The 16,304-nt window shown below is 65.8% G+C and carries 11 protein-coding genes; 5 read left to right on the top strand and 6 right to left on the bottom strand.

The window, feature by feature from the left end; translation table 11 throughout:
- The first annotated feature begins 9 nt into the window (after nucleotides 1–9).
- Genes NK8_RS27270 through NK8_RS27250 form a run of 5 tightly spaced genes read left to right on the top strand, consistent with a single transcriptional unit; the run spans nucleotide 10 to nucleotide 8,173 of the window.
- Nucleotides 10–3,243 carry an efflux RND transporter permease subunit gene (locus NK8_RS27270; RefSeq protein WP_213232841.1) on the top strand — a complete coding sequence of 1,078 codons (3,234 nt, stop codon included), beginning with the start codon at nucleotides 10–12 and terminating at the stop codon, nucleotides 3,241–3,243.
- A 1-nt stretch (nucleotide 3,244) separates the two neighbouring features.
- The gene (locus NK8_RS27265) at nucleotides 3,245–4,708 is read left to right on the top strand and encodes an efflux transporter outer membrane subunit (RefSeq protein WP_162070002.1); all 1,464 of its coding nucleotides are present in this window, start codon (nucleotides 3,245–3,247) and stop codon (nucleotides 4,706–4,708) included.
- Nucleotides 4,705–5,991, top strand: coding sequence for a paraquat-inducible protein A (locus NK8_RS27260; protein ID WP_213232840.1), 1,287 nt, complete (start codon nucleotides 4,705–4,707; stop codon nucleotides 5,989–5,991). The genes NK8_RS27265 and NK8_RS27260 overlap by 4 nt, the downstream gene beginning before the upstream one ends.
- A complete protein-coding gene (locus NK8_RS27255; protein WP_162070004.1) occupies nucleotides 5,988–7,589 on the top strand; it encodes an intermembrane transport protein PqiB in 1,602 nt (533 codons plus the stop codon). The genes NK8_RS27260 and NK8_RS27255 overlap by 4 nt, the downstream gene beginning before the upstream one ends.
- Nucleotides 7,589–8,173 (top strand): membrane integrity-associated transporter subunit PqiC, encoded by a 585-nt coding sequence (locus NK8_RS27250; protein WP_162070005.1) that lies wholly within the window; start codon nucleotides 7,589–7,591, stop codon nucleotides 8,171–8,173. Before NK8_RS27255 ends, NK8_RS27250 begins: the two co-directional genes overlap by 1 nt.
- Nucleotides 8,174–8,182: 9 nt before the next feature.
- On the opposite strand, the gene NK8_RS27245 is transcribed toward NK8_RS27250, so the two are convergent.
- The 6 genes from NK8_RS27245 to NK8_RS27220 all read right to left on the bottom strand — a co-directional run bounded on the left by NK8_RS27245 (nucleotide 8,183) and on the right by NK8_RS27220 (nucleotide 16,303).
- Nucleotides 8,183–9,184, bottom strand: a complete 1,002-nt coding sequence (locus NK8_RS27245; protein WP_213232839.1) for a hypothetical protein — start codon at nucleotides 9,182–9,184, stop codon at nucleotides 8,183–8,185.
- 2 nt (nucleotides 9,185–9,186) lie between these two features.
- The gene (gene fabI, locus NK8_RS27240) at nucleotides 9,187–9,969 is read right to left on the bottom strand and encodes an enoyl-ACP reductase FabI (protein WP_162070007.1); all 783 of its coding nucleotides are present in this window, start codon (nucleotides 9,967–9,969) and stop codon (nucleotides 9,187–9,189) included.
- A complete protein-coding gene (locus tag NK8_RS27235) occupies nucleotides 9,966–11,156 on the bottom strand; it encodes an acetate/propionate family kinase (RefSeq protein WP_213232838.1) in 1,191 nt (396 codons plus the stop codon). The genes fabI and NK8_RS27235 overlap by 4 nt, the downstream gene beginning before the upstream one ends.
- 4 nt (nucleotides 11,157–11,160) lie before the next feature.
- On the bottom strand, nucleotides 11,161–12,099 hold the full coding sequence (locus NK8_RS27230; RefSeq protein ID WP_162070009.1) for a phosphate acetyltransferase: 939 nt from the start codon (nucleotides 12,097–12,099) through the stop codon (nucleotides 11,161–11,163).
- Nucleotides 12,100–12,138: 39 nt separating this feature from the next.
- On the bottom strand, nucleotides 12,139–14,460 hold the full coding sequence (locus tag NK8_RS27225) for a DUF3141 domain-containing protein (RefSeq protein WP_213232837.1): 2,322 nt from the start codon (nucleotides 14,458–14,460) through the stop codon (nucleotides 12,139–12,141).
- 148 nt (nucleotides 14,461–14,608) lie between these two features.
- Nucleotides 14,609–16,303, bottom strand: coding sequence for a SulP family inorganic anion transporter (locus NK8_RS27220; RefSeq protein ID WP_213232836.1), 1,695 nt, complete (start codon nucleotides 16,301–16,303; stop codon nucleotides 14,609–14,611).
- Nucleotide 16,304 lies beyond the last annotated feature (1 nt).

The following is a 16,304-nucleotide window of genomic DNA, read 5'->3' as shown; positions in this document are numbered from 1 at the left end:
AAGAGGCCAATGAACATTTCACATTTCTGCATTGACCGTCCGATTTTCGCGTCGGTCATATCGATCGTGATCACGCTGGGCGGCGCGCTGTGCATGTTCGCGCTGCCCACCGCCCAATATCCCGACATCACGCCGCCGCAGATCACGATCTCCGCGACCTATCCGGGCGCGAGCGCCGACGTCGTCGCGAACAACGTCGCCGCGCCGATCGAGCAGCAGGTCAATGGCGCGGACAACATGATCTACATGAGCTCGTCGAGTTCGTCGACGGGCAATCTGACGATCAACGCTTACTTCCAGATCGGCACGAATCCGGAGCTCGCGCAGGTCGACGTGCAGAACCGCGTGAATCTGGCGCTGCCGCAACTGCCGCAGTCGGTGACGAATCAGGGCGTGCAGGTGCAGAAGAAGTCGCAGGCGTTCATGATGGTGATCGCCATCTATTCGCCCGACGAGCGCTATGACGCGACCTATATCGCGAACTACGCGAACGTGTATGTCCTCGACGCGCTCAAGCGCATTCCCGGCGCGAACCAGTCGGCCATCTTCGGCACGCCCGATTACGCGATGCGAATCTGGCTCAAGCCCGATCGAATGGCGCAGCTCGGCATCACGGCCTCCGACGTGCAGCGCGCGGTCGCCAACCAGAACCAGCAGTTCGCCGTCGGACGTCTCGGCCAGTCGCCGACGGGCGCGGCCGTCGAGCAGTCCTTCGCGGTGACGACGACCGGACGGCTGACCGAGCCTTCCGAATTCGAAAACATCATCATTCGCGCGCAGTCGGGCGGCGCGGCGATCGTGCGCCTGAAGGACGTGGGCCGGGCCGAGCTCGGGCAGAAAGACTATTCGATCCGCAGCCGCTTCCAGGGCAAATCCGCAACGGTGCTCGCCGTCTATCAGCAGCCGGGCGCGAACGCGCTCGACGTGTCGAAGCAGGTGCGCGCGCAGCTCGCCGAGATGAAGAAGACGTTCCCGCAGGGCATCGACTACGAAATCGCGATGGACACGACGGAGTTCACGCGCGCGTCCATCTCCGACGTGGTGCATACGTTCTTCGAAGCGGTCGTGCTGGTCGTGATCGTCGTGTTCGTGTTCCTGCAAAGCCTGCGCGCCACGCTGATTCCGGTGATCGCGGTGCCGGTGTCGATCGTCGGCACGTTCATGGGCATGGAGGCGCTCGGCTTTTCCATCAACATGCTGACGCTGTTCGGCATGGTGCTCGCGATCGGGATCGTCGTGGACGATGCGATCGTCGTGATCGAGAATGTCGAGCGCAACATGACCGTGTTCAAGCTCGATCCAAAGACCGCCGCGAAGAAGGCGATGGACGAAGTGGCCGGGCCGGTCGTCGCCATCGTGCTGGTGCTGTGCGCGGTGTTCGTGCCGGTGGCGTTCCTCTCCGGCATCACGGGGCAGATGTACAAGCAGTTCGCCATTACCATCGCGATATCGGTGGTGATCTCGGGCCTCGTCGCGCTGACCTTGTCGCCCGCGCTCGCCGCGCTGCTGCTCAAGCCCGGGCATCACGAGAAGAAGGGCTTTTTCCGCTGGTTCGACAACCAGTTCCTGCGCATGACGCACGGCTACACCAGCGTCGTGCGGCTCATCATCAAGCGCTTTCTGATCGCGCTGCTGCTGTTCGTCGGCATGATCGCGCTCGCCGTCGTGATGATGCGCGACATACCGACCGCGTTCCTGCCGCCCGAGGATCAGGGCTATCTGCTCGGCGCGGTGATCATGCCGGACGCCGCATCGCTCGATCGCACCGGCGCGGTGTCCGAGCGCGTCACCGACTACTTCATGAAGCAGCCCGCGGTGAGCAGCATCACGACGATCGACGGCTTCAGCATCCTCGACAGTCAGAACAAGAACAATTCGTCCACCTTCTTCGTCGGCTTCAAGAGTTTCGACGAACGCTACAAGTCGGCCAACATCCGGACGCAGAACGCGCGCGCGGTGCTCGTCGACGCCTACAAGCATCTGTCGCAGATCAAGGAGGGCATCGTCGTGCCGCTGAATCCGCCGTCGATTCCGGGTCTCGGCACGACGGGCGGCACCGAGATGTGGATTCAGAGCAAGGGCGACGCGACCATCGGCCAGTTCGCGGCCATCGTGGACGATTTCGTCGCCAAGGCCAAGGCGCGCCCGGAGCTGACGGGCGTCACCTCGACCTTCAACGCATCGTCGCAACAGATGCTCGCCAACGTCGATCGCGACAAGGCCGAGACGCTCGGGGTGCCTGTCGAGGACGTCTATAGCGCGATGCAGACGATGTTCGGCTCGCTCTACGTATCGCAGTTCAACCGTTCGAGCCGCCTCTGGCAGGTGATTCTGCAGGCGGAGCCGCAGTACCGGCTGAAGCCCGACGATCTCACGCAGATCTTCGTGAAGAGCAAGACCGGCGAGATGGTGCCGCTCAAGGCCATGGTCACGACGCGCTATGTGACGGGCCCCGATCTCATCACGCGCTTCAACAACTTCCCGGCGGTGAAGATCACGGCGAACGCAGCGCCCGGCTACGCGTCCGGACAGGTCATCGCCGCGCTGGAAGATATCGCGAAGGGTCTGCCGACGGAGTACGGCATCGGGTGGAGCGGCGAGGCCTACGAAGCGCAGCAATCGGGCAGTTCGTCGGCGCTCGTCTTCATCTTCGGTCTGATCATGGTGTTCCTGATCCTCGCCGCGCAGTACGAGAAGTGGAGCCTGCCGTTCGGCGTGCTGATGGCGGTGCCGTTCGCGATCTTCGGCGCGCTGCTCGCCATTCTGCTGCGCGGCCTCAACAACGACGTGTACTTCCAGATCGGCCTGACGATGCTGGTCGCGCTCGCCGCCAAGAACGCGATTCTCATCTTCGAGTTCGCCGTGCTGAACCGCGAGGCCGGCAAGTCCGTGTACGAAGCCGCGATGACCGCCGCCGAAGAACGCCTGCGCCCGATCGTGATGACCTCGCTCGCGTTCATTCTCGGCTGCGTGCCGCTCGCCATCGCGACGGGCGCGTCCGCCAACAGCCGCCATTCGATCGGCACCGGCGTGATCGGCGGGATGCTCGGCGCGACGGTCATCGCCGTGTTCTTCATTCCGATGTTCTTCTGGGGACTGGAAACGATGTCCTCGCGCTCTAAGAAAAAGAAAGGCGACGAAGCGAGCGCCGCCACCGATGCCGCCGATCCAAAAGCGCCAGGCCAGAACGCGCCCGGCAGCGGCCCGAATGCCTCGCCGTCCGCTCCGGACAAGGGGGACTGACATGCGGCGCACTTACGCCAGCCTCGCCGCCGCGCTATCGCTCTCCGGCTGCCTGCTCGGTCCGAACTACTCGCGCCAGCCGGTCGAGACACCCGCGACCTACCGCTTCGCCGCAGCCGAAGTCGCCGATACCGCGAACTCCGAATGGTGGAAGCAGTTCCAGGACCCGGTGCTCGACGAGCTGATCGCGACCGCGCTCGCGAACAACAAGGACGTGAAGATCGCGGCGGCGCGCGTCGAACAGTTCATGGGCCAGTTCGTCACGACGCGCTCCGCGCTGTTCCCGCAGATTTCGGCGGGCGCGAACGCGGCGCGGCAGCGCGCTTCGGTGGCGGGAACGCAGCCGCTCAACGGCTTCGGGCCGGTCTACAACAGCTTCGACGCGTCCGTGTCCGCCGCGTGGGAACTCGATCTGTTCGGGCGCAACCGGCGCCTCACCGAGGCCGCGCGCGCGAACCTGCTGTCGAGCGAGGAAGGCCGGCGCGCGACGATCCTCTCGCTGGTGGCATCGGTGGCGACGTCGTATCTGAATCTGCGCAGCTTCGACAAGCAGCTCGAAATCGCCAAGGCGACGACCCAGAGCCGCGCCGAATCGGTGCATGTGTTCACGCTGCGCTTCGAAGGCGGCGAAGTCTCGCAGATGGAACTCGCGCAGAGCCAGTCCGAATACGAAGCCTCGCTCGCGACGATTCCGCAGCTCGAAACGCAGATCGCGCAGCAGGAAGACGCGCTCTCGGTCCTGCTCGGCGCGAATCCCGGGCCGATCATGCGCGGCCGCACACTCGGCGAACTCGCGACGCCGGTGATTCCGTCGGGGCTGCCATCGGACCTGCTGGAGCGGCGCCCCGATCTGCTGCAGGCGGAACAGGATCTGGTCGCGGCCAATGCGCTGATCGGCGCGGCGCGCGCGCTGTACTTTCCGCAGATTTCGCTGACCGGCCTGCTCGGCACCGCGAGCGGACAGTTCTCCTCGCTCTTCACCGGCCCGTCGCGCGTATGGGCGTTCGCGGGCCAGGTCACGCAGCCGATCTTCACGGCGGGCAACATCTCGGGCCAGGTGCAATCGGCCGAGGCGCAACAGCAGGCGGCGCTGCTGACCTATCAGAAGGCAATTCAGGTGGCGTTCCAGGAAGTCGACGACGCGCTCATCTCGTCGCAAAAACTGCATGAGCAACTCGAAGTACAGGGCCGCCAGGTCACCGCGCTTGCCACCTATTCGCGGCTCGCGCGGGCGCGCTACGAAGGCGGCTACACGAGCTATATCGAAGTGCTCGACGCCGAGCGCAGCCTCTTCAACGCCCAGCTTTCGCAGACGCAGACGGAGGCCGCCGCGCTCGGCTCGTTCGTGACGCTCTACAAGGTGATGGGTGGCGGCTGGGTCATGACCGCCGACAAGATGACCACGCAGCAACAATCGGCGACGCCGCCCGCCGACGCGACGAAACCCGGCCAGACCGTGCAATGAACACGCTCGCCTCCGATGATCGCACGACGCGCCCGCTGATCGCGTGCCATGAATGCGATCTGGTGCAGCGCGAGGGCGAGGTGCCGCCGGGCGGCACGCTGCGCTGCTGCCGCTGCCGCGCCGTGCTCTATCGGCGGCGCGCACGCGGCTTCGACCACGCGCTCGCCTATGCGCTCACCGCCTGCGTGCTGTGGCTGATCTCGAATGCGTTTCCGATCGTCGGCCTCGCGGTCAACGGCGATCTCGTCGAAACGACGCTGATCGGCGCGGTGCGCGTGCTGTATCGCGACGGCATGTGGCCGCTCGCCGGCCTCATCTTCATCACGACGATCCTGATGCCGGCGCTGCAGGCGCTCGCCATGGTGTGGCTGCTGCTGCCGCTGCATCTGAACCACAGGCCGTGGCACGCCGACGCCGTGTTTCGCATGCTGCGCATCGCGCGCAACTGGGGCATGACCGAAGTGCTGATGCTCGGCCTGCTCGTCGCGGTCGTGAAGCTCGCGCATATCGCGTCGGTGGTGACGGGGCCCGCGCTGTGGTCGCTCGCCGCGCTGATGCTGCTGCTGGTCGCGGCGACCTCCTCGTTCGACGAGCGCGCGATGTGGCTGCGCCTCGAAGGCGCGCCGCCCGGCATGCCCGCCGACACGCCGCTTCGCGGGCGCACGGCGGCGGCAAGCGGCATTTGCGTCTGTCACGACTGCGGCCTGTGCACGCGCGGCATAGAGCGGCATGAGCATCTGTACTGTCCGCGCTGCGGCGCGCGCCTGCATCTGCGCAAGCCCTCGAGCCTGTCGCGCACGTGGGCGTATCTGATCGCGGCGGCGGTACTCTACATTCCGGCGAACACGCTGCCCGTGATGAACACGAGTTCCCTGTTCGGCGCGCAGAAGGACACGATCATGAGCGGCGTCGCGTATCTGTGGCATTCGGGCTCGTGGCCGCTCGCGATCATCGTGTTCATCGCGAGCATCGCGGTGCCGATGCTCAAGATTCTCGCCATCGGCTATCTCGCCGCGACCGCGAATCTGCGCATGACGCAGCAGAGCACGCAGCGCGCGGTCATCTACCGCATCGTCGAGCTGGTGGGCCGCTGGTCGATGCTCGATATCTACGTCATCGCCGTGCTCGTCGCGCTCGTGCAGTTCAGCGCGATGGCGACGATCGAGGCCGGGCCGGCGGCGATCGCGTTCGGCGCGGTCGTCGTGCTGACGATGTTCGCGGCGATGTCGTTCGATCCGCGCCTCATCTGGGACACGCCGCCACCTCGGGAAGAATCAAGATGAACACGCCCGGCGATATCCCCGATGCGGAAGTCGCGCCGAAGAAGCGCTGGCGCATTCCGTGGATCTGGATCGTGCCAGCGATCGCGGTGGCGGTCGGCATCTGGCTCGCGGTGCAGACGGTGCTCCAGCAGGGACCGACCGTCACCATCACGTTCAAGACCGGTGAAGGCATCGAAGCCGGCAAGACCAAGATCAAGTTCAAGGACGTCGACATCGGCCAGGTGAAGTCGGTCGCGCTGTCGGAGGATTACAAGCATGTGATCGCCAAGGCTGAACTCACGCGCGATGCGACCAACATGCTCGTCGAGGACACGCGCTTCTGGGTCGTGCGGCCGCGCGTGGCGGGCGGCTCGGTGTCGGGCATCGGCACGCTCCTGTCGGGCGCGTATATCGGCATGGATATCGGCCATACGAAGCAGAGCCGGCGCGACTACACGGGCCTCGAAACGCCGCCGGTGTTCGCGAGCGACGTGCCCGGCCGGCAGTTCGTGCTGAAGGCGACGGATCTCGGCTCGGTCGATGTCGGCACGCCGATCTATTTCCGCCGTCTGCAGGTGGGCCAGGTGACGTCCTTCGAACTCGACAAGGACGGCAGCGGCGTCACGCTGCATGTGTTCGTCAACGCGCCCTACGACCGCTACGTGAACGCCGATTCGCGCTTCTGGCAGGCGGGCGGCATCGACCTGACGCTCGGCACCGACGGGCTCAAGGTCAACACGCAATCGCTCGTGTCGATCCTGATCGGCGGGCTCGCGTTCGAGACGCCGGCGGTGTCGCTAAGCTGGTCCGAGGCGCCGCCCGACACGACTTTCAACCTGTATCCGACGCGCGCGGAAGCGTTGCGCGTGCAGGAGCGCATCGTCGACAAATATGTGTTCGCGTTCGAAGGCTCGGTGCGCGGGCTGGCAGTCGGCGCGCCGGTGGAATTCCGCGGCATCCAGATCGGCGAAGTGGCGGCGATCAACACGCGCTTCGACCCGGTCACGAAGCGCATCAGCATACCGGTCGAAATCAATCTCTATCCGGAACGCTTCACGTCGCGCTTCACGACCGAGCCGAAGAGCGGCCGGGTCGTGGCCGACCGGCGCGAGCTCGCGGACGTGCTCGTCTCGCGCGGCTTGCGCGGGCAGTTGCGCACGGGCAGCCTGCTGACGGGGCAGCTTTATGTCTCGCTCGATTTCTTCCCGACCGCGAAGAAAGCGAGCATCGACTGGAACCGCGACCCGCCCGAATTGCCGACCACGCCGAGCGGTCTCGAATCGATGCAGGATTCGATCAACCGCATCATGACGCGCATCGACAAGCTGCCGATCGAGGAACTCACGGCGAGCGCGCGGCAAACGCTCAACAGCACGACCGCGCTGATGCAGGGTCTCAACACGCAGGTCGTGCCGCAAGCCGCGACGACGCTCGCCGCCGCGCGCGCCGCGCTCGACGCCGCGCACTCGACGCTCATGCCGGATTCCGGCCTGCAGCAGGACACGGCCGAAGCGGTCCGCGAACTGACGCGCACCGCCGCCTCGTTCCGCAGTCTCGCGGATTATCTGCAGCAGCATCCGGAAGCGCTGCTGCGCGGCAAGCCGGAGGACAAGAAGTGATGCGGCCCGCCCTACTGACTTTCTTTCTCCTCGCGGCGGTGCTCGCCGGATGCCGTTCGCCGCAGCCGAGTTTCTATCGTCTGAGCGCCGATCCATCGCTCACCGCTGCGACCACGCGCGCGAACGCGCGGCCCGTGATCGTCGGACCGGTGACGGTGCCCGATCTCGTCGACCGGCCGCAGATCGTCACGCGCAACACCAGCAACGAAGTCGCGCTCAACGAGTACGCGCGCTGGGGCGAGCCGCTCAGGAGCAGCATCGCGGACGCCATCGCGGGCGATCTCGCGTTGCTGCTCGGTTCGAATCGCGTCGCGCCCGCATCGCGCGCGATTGCGGAACCGGAAGCGTTGCGCGTGCGCGTCGATATCCAGCAGTTCGAATCCGTTCCAGGCGATGCCGTCGCGATCGATGCGCAATGGTCCGTGCGCCGCTTCGGCGACGACAACGCGCTCACCGGCCGCTCGCTCGTGCGCGAACCCGTCAACGGCGCCGACTGGAACGCGCTCGTGGCCGCGCACAGCCGCGCGCTCGCGAGCGTGAGCCGCGACATCGCCGCGGCGATACAGGGCGCCGCGCCGCAGTAAGGACGGAAGTCACAGCACCAGACGCGCAGCCTCGTCGAATGCGGCGCCGGCGGGCGGCACATCGCGCCGCGCGATGCGTACGATCTCGACCGCGCGTGTTTGCGGCGGCTGCGTCGGCAGGTGCGCGAGTTCGATCGCGATGTCCGCATGCGGCCCATCGCAGCCCGCTTCCATCAGCAGGTTCATCTGATTCAGGCACAGCTCGCGATGCGTGAGCGAGATGAGCGCCGCCGGTTCGGCGAGCAGATCGATGATGGTCTGAAGCTGCGTCTCGATGGAATCGGCGAGCGAGCCCAGCGCGGCAAGCGCGGCTTCGTTTTCCTCGAAGTCGCGCTGAAGCCGCGTGGCGTCGCCCGAAAGATCGGTGGCGGAGATCAGGCTGCTCATGCCCGCGCCGCGCCGGCCGAGCATGTGCATGCGCGCGTTCAGAAGCGCGCGATGTTCCTGCAGCGCGTCGCGCCGCGCTTCCTGATTCGCGACGCGCGACATCGCCTCGAGCGCGAACTGCTCGACGATCCGATGCACGAGTTCGTGTCTGAGCGCTTCGTCCGTCTCGCTGCAAAAGCGCATGCGCTTGTCCTCGAAGCTCACTGCCGTGCGCGCGACATCCGAGCGCAGCGCGCCGTTCTCGACGGCCGAGACGAGCACGCGCCGCTCGACGAGCGTCGCGCCGAGCACCGCGAAGGCGTGATCGGCGGCGATGTTCCCGTCGAACCAGTCGCGCACGTCGCGCGACTCGCCGATGATTCGCACGATGTCGTCGGGTGTGGCGAACTTCGCGCGCAACGAGGGATCGTCGGCCCATGCGCCAGGCGTCGCATCGCGCGGCGCGGGCAGCGCGGCGACGAGTTCATTCGCATGGTCGAGCGTCTTGCAGATGACCGAGGCGATCCGCGACTCGTAACGATTCGCGAGCTTCACCTGCGGCGCGACCGCGACGATGCGATCGAGCGCCTGCCGGACGTCTTCGCGCGAGCTGTGGTCCTCGCGCCCGAAAAGCCAGTTGAACATGCTCATCCCATGATGTGCACGCCGCCGTCCACGTAGAGCGTTTCGCCCGACATGCGGCGCGCGAAAGGCGTCGCGAGAAACGCGCAGGTGAAGCCGACGTCCATGATGTCGACCAGCTCGCCGAGCGGCGCGCGCTCTGCGGCCTCGGTCAGCAGCAGGTCGAAGTCCTTGAGTCCCGAAGCGGCGCGCGTCTTGAGCGGCCCCGGCGAGATCGCGTGCACGCGAATGCCCTGCGGGCCGAGTTCGTAGGCGAGATAGCGCGCGCATGCTTCGAGCGCGGCCTTCACCGGGCCCATCACGTTGTAGTTCGGGACGACCTTGTTCGCGCCGTGATAGCTCATCGTGAACATGGTGCCGCCGTCTTTCATGAGCGGCGCCGCGAGCCGCGCCATGCGGACGAACGAATGGCAGGAGATGTCCATCGCCTTCGCGAAGCCTTCCGCCGAGCAGTTCAGGAGACCGCCTTGCAGATCGTCCTTCGGCGCCCATGCGATCGAATGCACGAGGATATCGAGCGTGCCCCACTCGCTCGCGATGCGTTCGAACACCGCATCGAGCTGATCCTGGTTCGATGCGTCGAGCGGCATGAAGATGGGCGCTTCGAGTGCTTGGGCGAGCGGCTCGACATAGGGCCGCGCCTTCTCGTCCGCGTGCGTGATGGCGAGATCCGCGCCCAGTTCGCGGAACGCCTTCGCGCAGCCATAGGCGATCGAATGCTCGTTGGCGATGCCGGTCACGAGCGCCTTCGCGCCCTTCAGCACGGGTTGCGGGACATTCAGCGTCATGCGGATGCTCCTTCGATCAGCGTCAGGGCATGCCTCGCGATCATAAGTTCCTCGTTGGTCGGAATCACCCACGCGCTCACCTTGCTCGCAGCCGTGCTGATGCGCGGGCCGCCGCTCGCGTTGGCCTGCGCATCGAGCTCGATGCCCCACCATGCCGCCTGCTCGCACACGCGCTGGCGAATCTCCTTCGAATGCTCGCCGATGCCCGCCGTGAACACGACGGCATCGAGCCCCTGCAAGGCCGCGCTCATCGAACCCAGCTCGCGGCCGATGCGGTACACGTATAGATCGATGGCGAAGCGCGCGCGTTCGTCGTGGCTCGCGAGCAGTGCGCGCATGTCGCCCGAGATGCCCGAGACACCGAGCAGGCCCGAGCCGCGATACAGCAGGTCTTCGATCTCGCGCGCGCTCATGCCGAGCTCGTCGAGCAGATAAAGGATCACGCCGGGATCGAGATTGCCGCAGCGCGTGCCCATCATCAGGCCGTCGACGGCGGTGAAGCCCATCGTGCTCGCGACGCTCTTGCCGGCCGCGAGCGCGCACAGGCTCGCGCCGTTGCCCAGATGCGCGACGACCGTGCGCCCGCGCGCCGCGTCCGGCGCGATCTCCGGCAACGCGCTCGCGATGTATTCGTATGAGAGGCCATGAAAACCGTAGCGCCGCACGCCGTTCTTCGTGATCGATTCGGGCAGCGCGAACGCCTGCGCGAGCGGGTTCTGCGTCGCGTGAAACGCCGTATCGAAACAGGCGACCTGCGGCAGCCCCGGATTGCGCTCGGCGATGATGCGAATGGGCTTGAGATTGTGCGGCTGATGCAGCGGCGCGAGCGGCGTGAGCTTGTCGAGTGCGTCGAGCACTTCCGGACTCGTCAGCACGGGCTTCGTGAAATGCGCACCGCCATGCACGACCCGATGTCCCACGCCGATCAGATGATGTCCCGCGCCGTGTCCGCGCAGGAACGCGCCCAGATGCGCAATGGCTTCGGCATGTTCGAGCTTCACGCCATCGCCCCATGCGTGCTCGCCGGTCTTTTCGCCGTTCGCATTGAACGCGACGAAACGCGGCGAACTGAAGAGACCTTCCACCTGCCCGTGCGTGACGAGCGAGAGCGCCTTGCCCTGCACGTCGAACGCGCTGAACTTGATGCTCGATGAACCCGCATTCAGAACCAGAATGACGTCGGCCATGGGATCACCCCGCCACTTGCGTTTCTTCGCGGCGCTTCGCCGCCACCAGCGCGGCGATGGCGCACGACGCGAGCCGCGATTGCAGCGAATCGGCGCGGCTCGTCAGGATGATCGGCACGCGCGCGCCGAGCACGATTCCCGCCGCGTCCGCGCCCGCCAGAAACGACAGGCTTTTCGCGAGCATGTTGCCCGCTTCGAGGTCCGGCACGATCAGCACGTTCGCGCGGCCCGCGACGGGCGAGTCGATCTTCTTCGTCTGCGCCGCTTCGAGATCGATCGCGTTGTCGAGCGCGAGCGGCCCGTCGACGAGCGCGCCCGTGATCTGATGGCGGTCCACCATCTTGCACAGCGCGGCGGCCTCCAGTGTCGAGGGCACTTTCGGGTTCACCGTTTCCATCGCCGAGAGAATCGCGACGCGCACCTCTTCGAAGCGCAGCGCGTGGCCGAGATCGATGGCGTTCTGCAGGATGTCGACCTTGTCGGCGAGCGTCGGCAGGATGTTGATCGCGGCGTCGCTGATGATGAGCACGTTCTCGTGGCCCGGCACGTCCATGATGAAGCAGTGCGACACCCGCCGTTGCGTGCGCAGTCCGCCTTCGCGTCTGACGACGGCGGCCATGACTTCGTCGGTGTGCAGGCTGCCTTTCATGAGCGCTTCGGCCTTCGCCTCGCGCACCAGTTCGACCGCCTTTTCCGCCGCCGCGTGACTGTGCGGCGCGTCGACGATCGGCAAGCCCGCGATGTTCAGCCCGCATTCCTCCGCGACCTCGCGGATGCGCTCGCGCGGCCCGACGAGAATCGGCGCGATCAGGCCCATCTCGTGCGCTTTGACCGCGCTTTCGAGCGATGTCCGGTCGCAAGGGTGCGCCACCGCCACCGCGAGCGGCGGCAGGGACCGGCAAACCTCGATGAGCCGTTCGTACTTTTCGTGCGTATGAACCATATCGCCTCCCGTGTGAACGTGAGATGCGCCGCCCGCGCCTCAGTGCGCGGGCGCGGGACGTCTTGCTGCACGCGCCGCCTTCACGGGCAGCGCCGCGCGAATGCGCGCGAGCATGTCCTGCTGCGCGGTAGTAGGCTCGAAGCCTTGCATGCGGCTATCGGCGAGCAGCTTGTCGATGAGCGTGAGGAGCTTCTTGCGATCGCCGTTGTCGCCGAGCAGTTCGGGCAGCGTCGAGAGCGCCTGCTCCGGCTCGTAACGCACGATGATTTCCTGCTCGCCGCGCACGCGCCGCCATTCGTCGCGCGGCATCTGCGGCAAGTACTCCGCGTAGTCCTCCGCCAGTTCCTGCCGCAGAACCATGCGCGCGAGCGGCAGCGGCTCGTCGTGCCGCACGAGCAGGCACGCGATGCGCGCGACGGCCTGCGCATAGCCGCCTTGCGCCACCGATGCGAGCGCATCCTGCACGAACGGCAGATCGCGCGGATCGGTTTTCTGCGCCGGGTCCTCGTGCGCCTGCGCCTGATGCACCGAAAACATGTTGCCGTACACGGAGAAGAACATCGCTTCGGTCGCGGCATCGCGCATCGCGCGATAGAAATCGAGGCTCGCGCTGATCACGTCGGAGCCGCAATGTTCCGCGCGGCGCAGCACGTCGCGCTCGGTGTCGGGCTGGCGCGCGGCCTTCACCGCCTGCGCCGTCGGGCCGAGCCATGCGAGCCACGGATTCAGGTCGGAGAACATCCAGCGTTGCGCGCGCAGCGGATGGAACGCGCGCAGCATCGTCGCGGTCGCGTCGTTCGCGAGCGCCTGCACGAGGGGTTGCGCGAACAGTTCATAGGCGCGCTGATTGAAATCCGATACCTGTTTGACGGCTTCGAACGGCAATTCGTCGACGCGCTGGAAGCGATTGAAGCTGGTCACTTCTTCGAGACGCCGTTCGTGAAAACTCACGTCGTACTCGATCTTGCCGCCCTCGCCCTTGCGTTCGGCGATCTCCATGCCGTACAGCCCCGGCGGAAACGATTCGATCGCCTCCAGCACCGATGCGATCTGCGTGTACTCCTTCTTCGCGACCTTGCCGCTCACGAAGATGCCCAGATGGCCGATGCTCTTGTGCATCAGTCCGACGATCACCTGTCCGCGCGCCTTGATCTCGTCGGTGCTGCCGTAGATGTCCGCGACCCAGTTGAACGCCTGCTGCGGCGGCGTGATGTTGTCGCCCATCGACGCAAACAGAATGATCGGCGACTTGATCGCGCGCAGATCGAACGATGCGCCCGACGCACCGCTCACTTCACCCGACCATAGCTTGTTGCCGACGAACAGATTGCGCGTGATCCATTCGATCTCTTCGCGGTTCATCAGGTAATAGCCGCCCCACCAGCGCTCGAAATCGAGAAAGCGCGGCGGTTCGGTATCGATGTTGGCGAACAGGGTGTAGTACTTGTCCCAGAAGCTGTTGGCCGGATTGAGGTTCTCGAAGTTCTCGACGAGATACGCGCCGTCGAACTTGCCGTTGCCGAGGTCCGCCGTCAGCGACGCGAGCCAGGTGCCGCCCAGCATGCCGCCCGAATAGCGCATCGGGTTGTCGCCCTCGCCTTCGCTCCACGCGCCGCTCCAGTACGACATCGGCGCGCCGTTGATGACGAGCGGGCCGGTATCGTCGGGCTGGGAGCTTGCCAGCATCATCGCGGCCCAGCCGCCCTGGCAATTGCCGACGATCGCGGGCTTCGGGCTTTCGGGATGCAGCTCGCGCACGTGCCGCACGAACTGCTGCTCCGCCGCGCAGACATCGAGCAGGGTCTGACCGGGCTGCGGGTCGCGGAAGAACGTGACGAAGTACACCGGATGCCCCGCGCGCAACGCGACGCCCACTTGTGAATCGTCCTTGAAGCCGCCGATGCCGGGACCGTGCCCCGCGCGCGGATCGATGATGAGATACGGGCGTTTCAGCGCATCGACGATCACGCCCTCGGGCGGCACGATGCGCAACAGCGCGTAGTTCACCGGGCGCGTGAACGTGCGGCCATCGATCAGCATTTCATGGTCGAAATGCAGCACCGGTTCGAGGCCCCGCTTCGTCTGCTCGACGAAGTTATTGCCGCGCTGACGCAACGTGTCCCAGAACAGCACGGAGCGCTGCACGAGATCGACCGCATACGCGTAGCCGTTGAACTGACCCGTTGCGTTCGCGCCCGGACCACTGAAATGATCCGCGCCGCCGTTGCTGAAAAGACGCATGCCCGCATCGCGTGCGCGCTCGCTGAAATTCTGCTGCGCCACTTCCGCGCGTTTCTGAAACACACGCGTAACCTTGTCCGCGATGTCCCGGCTGCGCGCCAGTTGATCCGCATACGTCATGACGTAACCTCCTCGACGAAAACCTGCAAGGGATGACGCTGGAAGCAGATGCATCGGCCAGTCTGACGAACGCATGGACCGATGATTTGAATACCATCAACAGAATATATTCGCAATGCGCGACAGGGACGTGGCAAAAATTGGCGACTTAACGTCGCGCGGCATCATCGCTATTGCGCGAATCAATCTCCCGATACTTCATCACGACATGTTCGAGGTTATAGAACATGCGTGTCTGGCCGAGCCGCTCGCCGAGCGGCGAGCGCCGCACCGCCGCGAGCACGCCCGGATTGAGACCCGCGAGCCACAGCGTGGTGCCGTTCGCGGCGAGGCGCGCCTCCGCTTCGATCATCATCTTGAGCGCAGTGTATTCGACATCGAACACGCGGCTCAGGTCCAGCACGACGATATTCGCACCCGAATCGCGCACGAGCGGCCGGATCTTTTCGGCGAGACGTTCCGCATTGACGAAGAATATCCGTCCCTCCGGACGCAGCAGCAGCAGGCCAGGAAATGCTTCGTCGTCAGGGTGTTTCGACGAATCGCGGCGGAACACGTTGGTGCCCGGAATCCGCCTGAGCGCATAGACCGGCGGGTCCGACACCTGATGCGCAAGCGCGAACAGCGACACCACGATCGCAACCACGATGCCTTCCAGCGTGCCCAGCAGCACGACGCCCGCGCATGCCGTCACCGCCCAGACGAATTCGGTGCGGCGAACCTTCAGGATTGCATGGAATTCGGCGGGGCTGAAAAGCCCGATGGAATAGAACACGACGACGGCGGCGAGCGTCGCGTGCGGCATCGACGCCATCAATGGCGCGAACAGCAGCATCACCGCGAGCGCGATGAGCGCCGTCACGAGGCCCGCGAGTTGCGAGCGCGCGCCCGCTTGCCGGTTCACGGCGGTCTGGCTCGTTCCGCCGCCCGCGACCATCGCGCCGAGCACTGCGCCGCCCGCGTTCGCCAGGCCGGTCGCGAGCAGTTCGCGGTTCGCGTCGGGCGCGGGCTCGTCGTTGCGCGCGAATGCGCGGGCCGCCGCGATGCTTTCGGTGAAACTCATCAACGCGATGCCGAGCGCGTCCGGCCATAGTTTCAACGCCAGCGGCAGATCCGGTTTTGTCCACGACGGCAATCCGGCGGGCACTGCGCCCACCGTTTCGATACCGTGCGCGCGCAGGCCGAAGAGCGCGACCGCGATAATCGCCGCCGCGACGACGAACAATGGGGCCGGGGCGCGCGGCACGAAGCGTTCGAGCAGCACCAGCGCGGCCAGCGTGAGCAACGCGAGCGCGAGCGTGCTCACCGACAGATGCGGCAGATCCGCGACGAACGCGCCGACATTGTGAAAGAACGATCCTTTCGGATAGTGCATGCCGAACAGTTTCGGCAACTGATCCATGACAATGACGATCGCCACGCCCGCCTTGAAGCCGACCAGCACCGGCTCCGAAATGAAGTTCGCGACAAAGCCCAGGCGCAAGACCGCGGCCGCGACGAGCATCGCGCCGACGAGCATCGTCAGCGTGGCGCTGGCGGCGGCGAGCGCGTGCGGGTCATCGCCGCCGACCGTCACGCTCAGCGCGTTGGCAGCGAGAATCGCGAGCGTGGTCGTCGTGCTGACGGAGAGCGCGCGCGATGATCCGGTGAACGCGTAGACGATCATCGGCACGCAGGCCGTGTAGAGGCCGGCCTGCACCGGGAGGCCCGCGATCGTCGCGTAAGCCAGCGCCTTCGGAATGACGACGGCCGCCGCCGTCAGTCCCGCGATGATATCGGCGCGCGCCCATTGTTTCTCGTAGTGAAACAGCCACTCGGGCAGCATGGACGAGCGACGGGGCATG

It is taken from the genome of Caballeronia sp. NK8 (assembly GCF_018408855.1).
Taxonomy (GTDB): domain Bacteria; phylum Pseudomonadota; class Gammaproteobacteria; order Burkholderiales; family Burkholderiaceae; genus Caballeronia.
The sequence above is the reverse complement of the archived record's forward strand: the minus strand, read 5'-3'. Positions and strand labels throughout refer to the sequence as shown.

What these genes read in the sequence shown, in the direction of transcription:
- NK8_RS27270 (WP_213232841.1), top strand. Translation starts at nt 10, where the DNA reads ATGAACATTTCACATTTCTGCATTGACCGTCCGATTTTCGCGTCGGTC.
- NK8_RS27265 (WP_162070002.1), top strand. Translation starts at nt 3,245, where the DNA reads ATGCGGCGCACTTACGCCAGCCTCGCCGCCGCGCTATCGCTCTCCGGC.
- NK8_RS27260 (WP_213232840.1), top strand. Translation starts at nt 4,705, where the DNA reads ATGAACACGCTCGCCTCCGATGATCGCACGACGCGCCCGCTGATCGCG.
- NK8_RS27255 (WP_162070004.1), top strand. Translation starts at nt 5,988, where the DNA reads ATGAACACGCCCGGCGATATCCCCGATGCGGAAGTCGCGCCGAAGAAG.
- NK8_RS27250 (WP_162070005.1), top strand. Translation starts at nt 7,589, where the DNA reads ATGCGGCCCGCCCTACTGACTTTCTTTCTCCTCGCGGCGGTGCTCGCC.
- NK8_RS27245 (WP_213232839.1), bottom strand. Translation starts at nt 9,184, where the DNA reads ATGTTCAACTGGCTTTTCGGGCGCGAGGACCACAGCTCGCGCGAAGAC.
- fabI (WP_162070007.1), bottom strand. Translation starts at nt 9,969, where the DNA reads ATGACGCTGAATGTCCCGCAACCCGTGCTGAAGGGCGCGAAGGCGCTC.
- NK8_RS27235 (WP_213232838.1), bottom strand. Translation starts at nt 11,156, where the DNA reads ATGGCCGACGTCATTCTGGTTCTGAATGCGGGTTCATCGAGCATCAAG.
- NK8_RS27230 (WP_162070009.1), bottom strand. Translation starts at nt 12,099, where the DNA reads ATGGTTCATACGCACGAAAAGTACGAACGGCTCATCGAGGTTTGCCGG.
- NK8_RS27225 (WP_213232837.1), bottom strand. Translation starts at nt 14,460, where the DNA reads ATGACGTATGCGGATCAACTGGCGCGCAGCCGGGACATCGCGGACAAG.
- NK8_RS27220 (WP_213232836.1), bottom strand. Translation starts at nt 16,303, where the DNA reads ATGCCCCGTCGCTCGTCCATGCTGCCCGAGTGGCTGTTTCACTACGAG.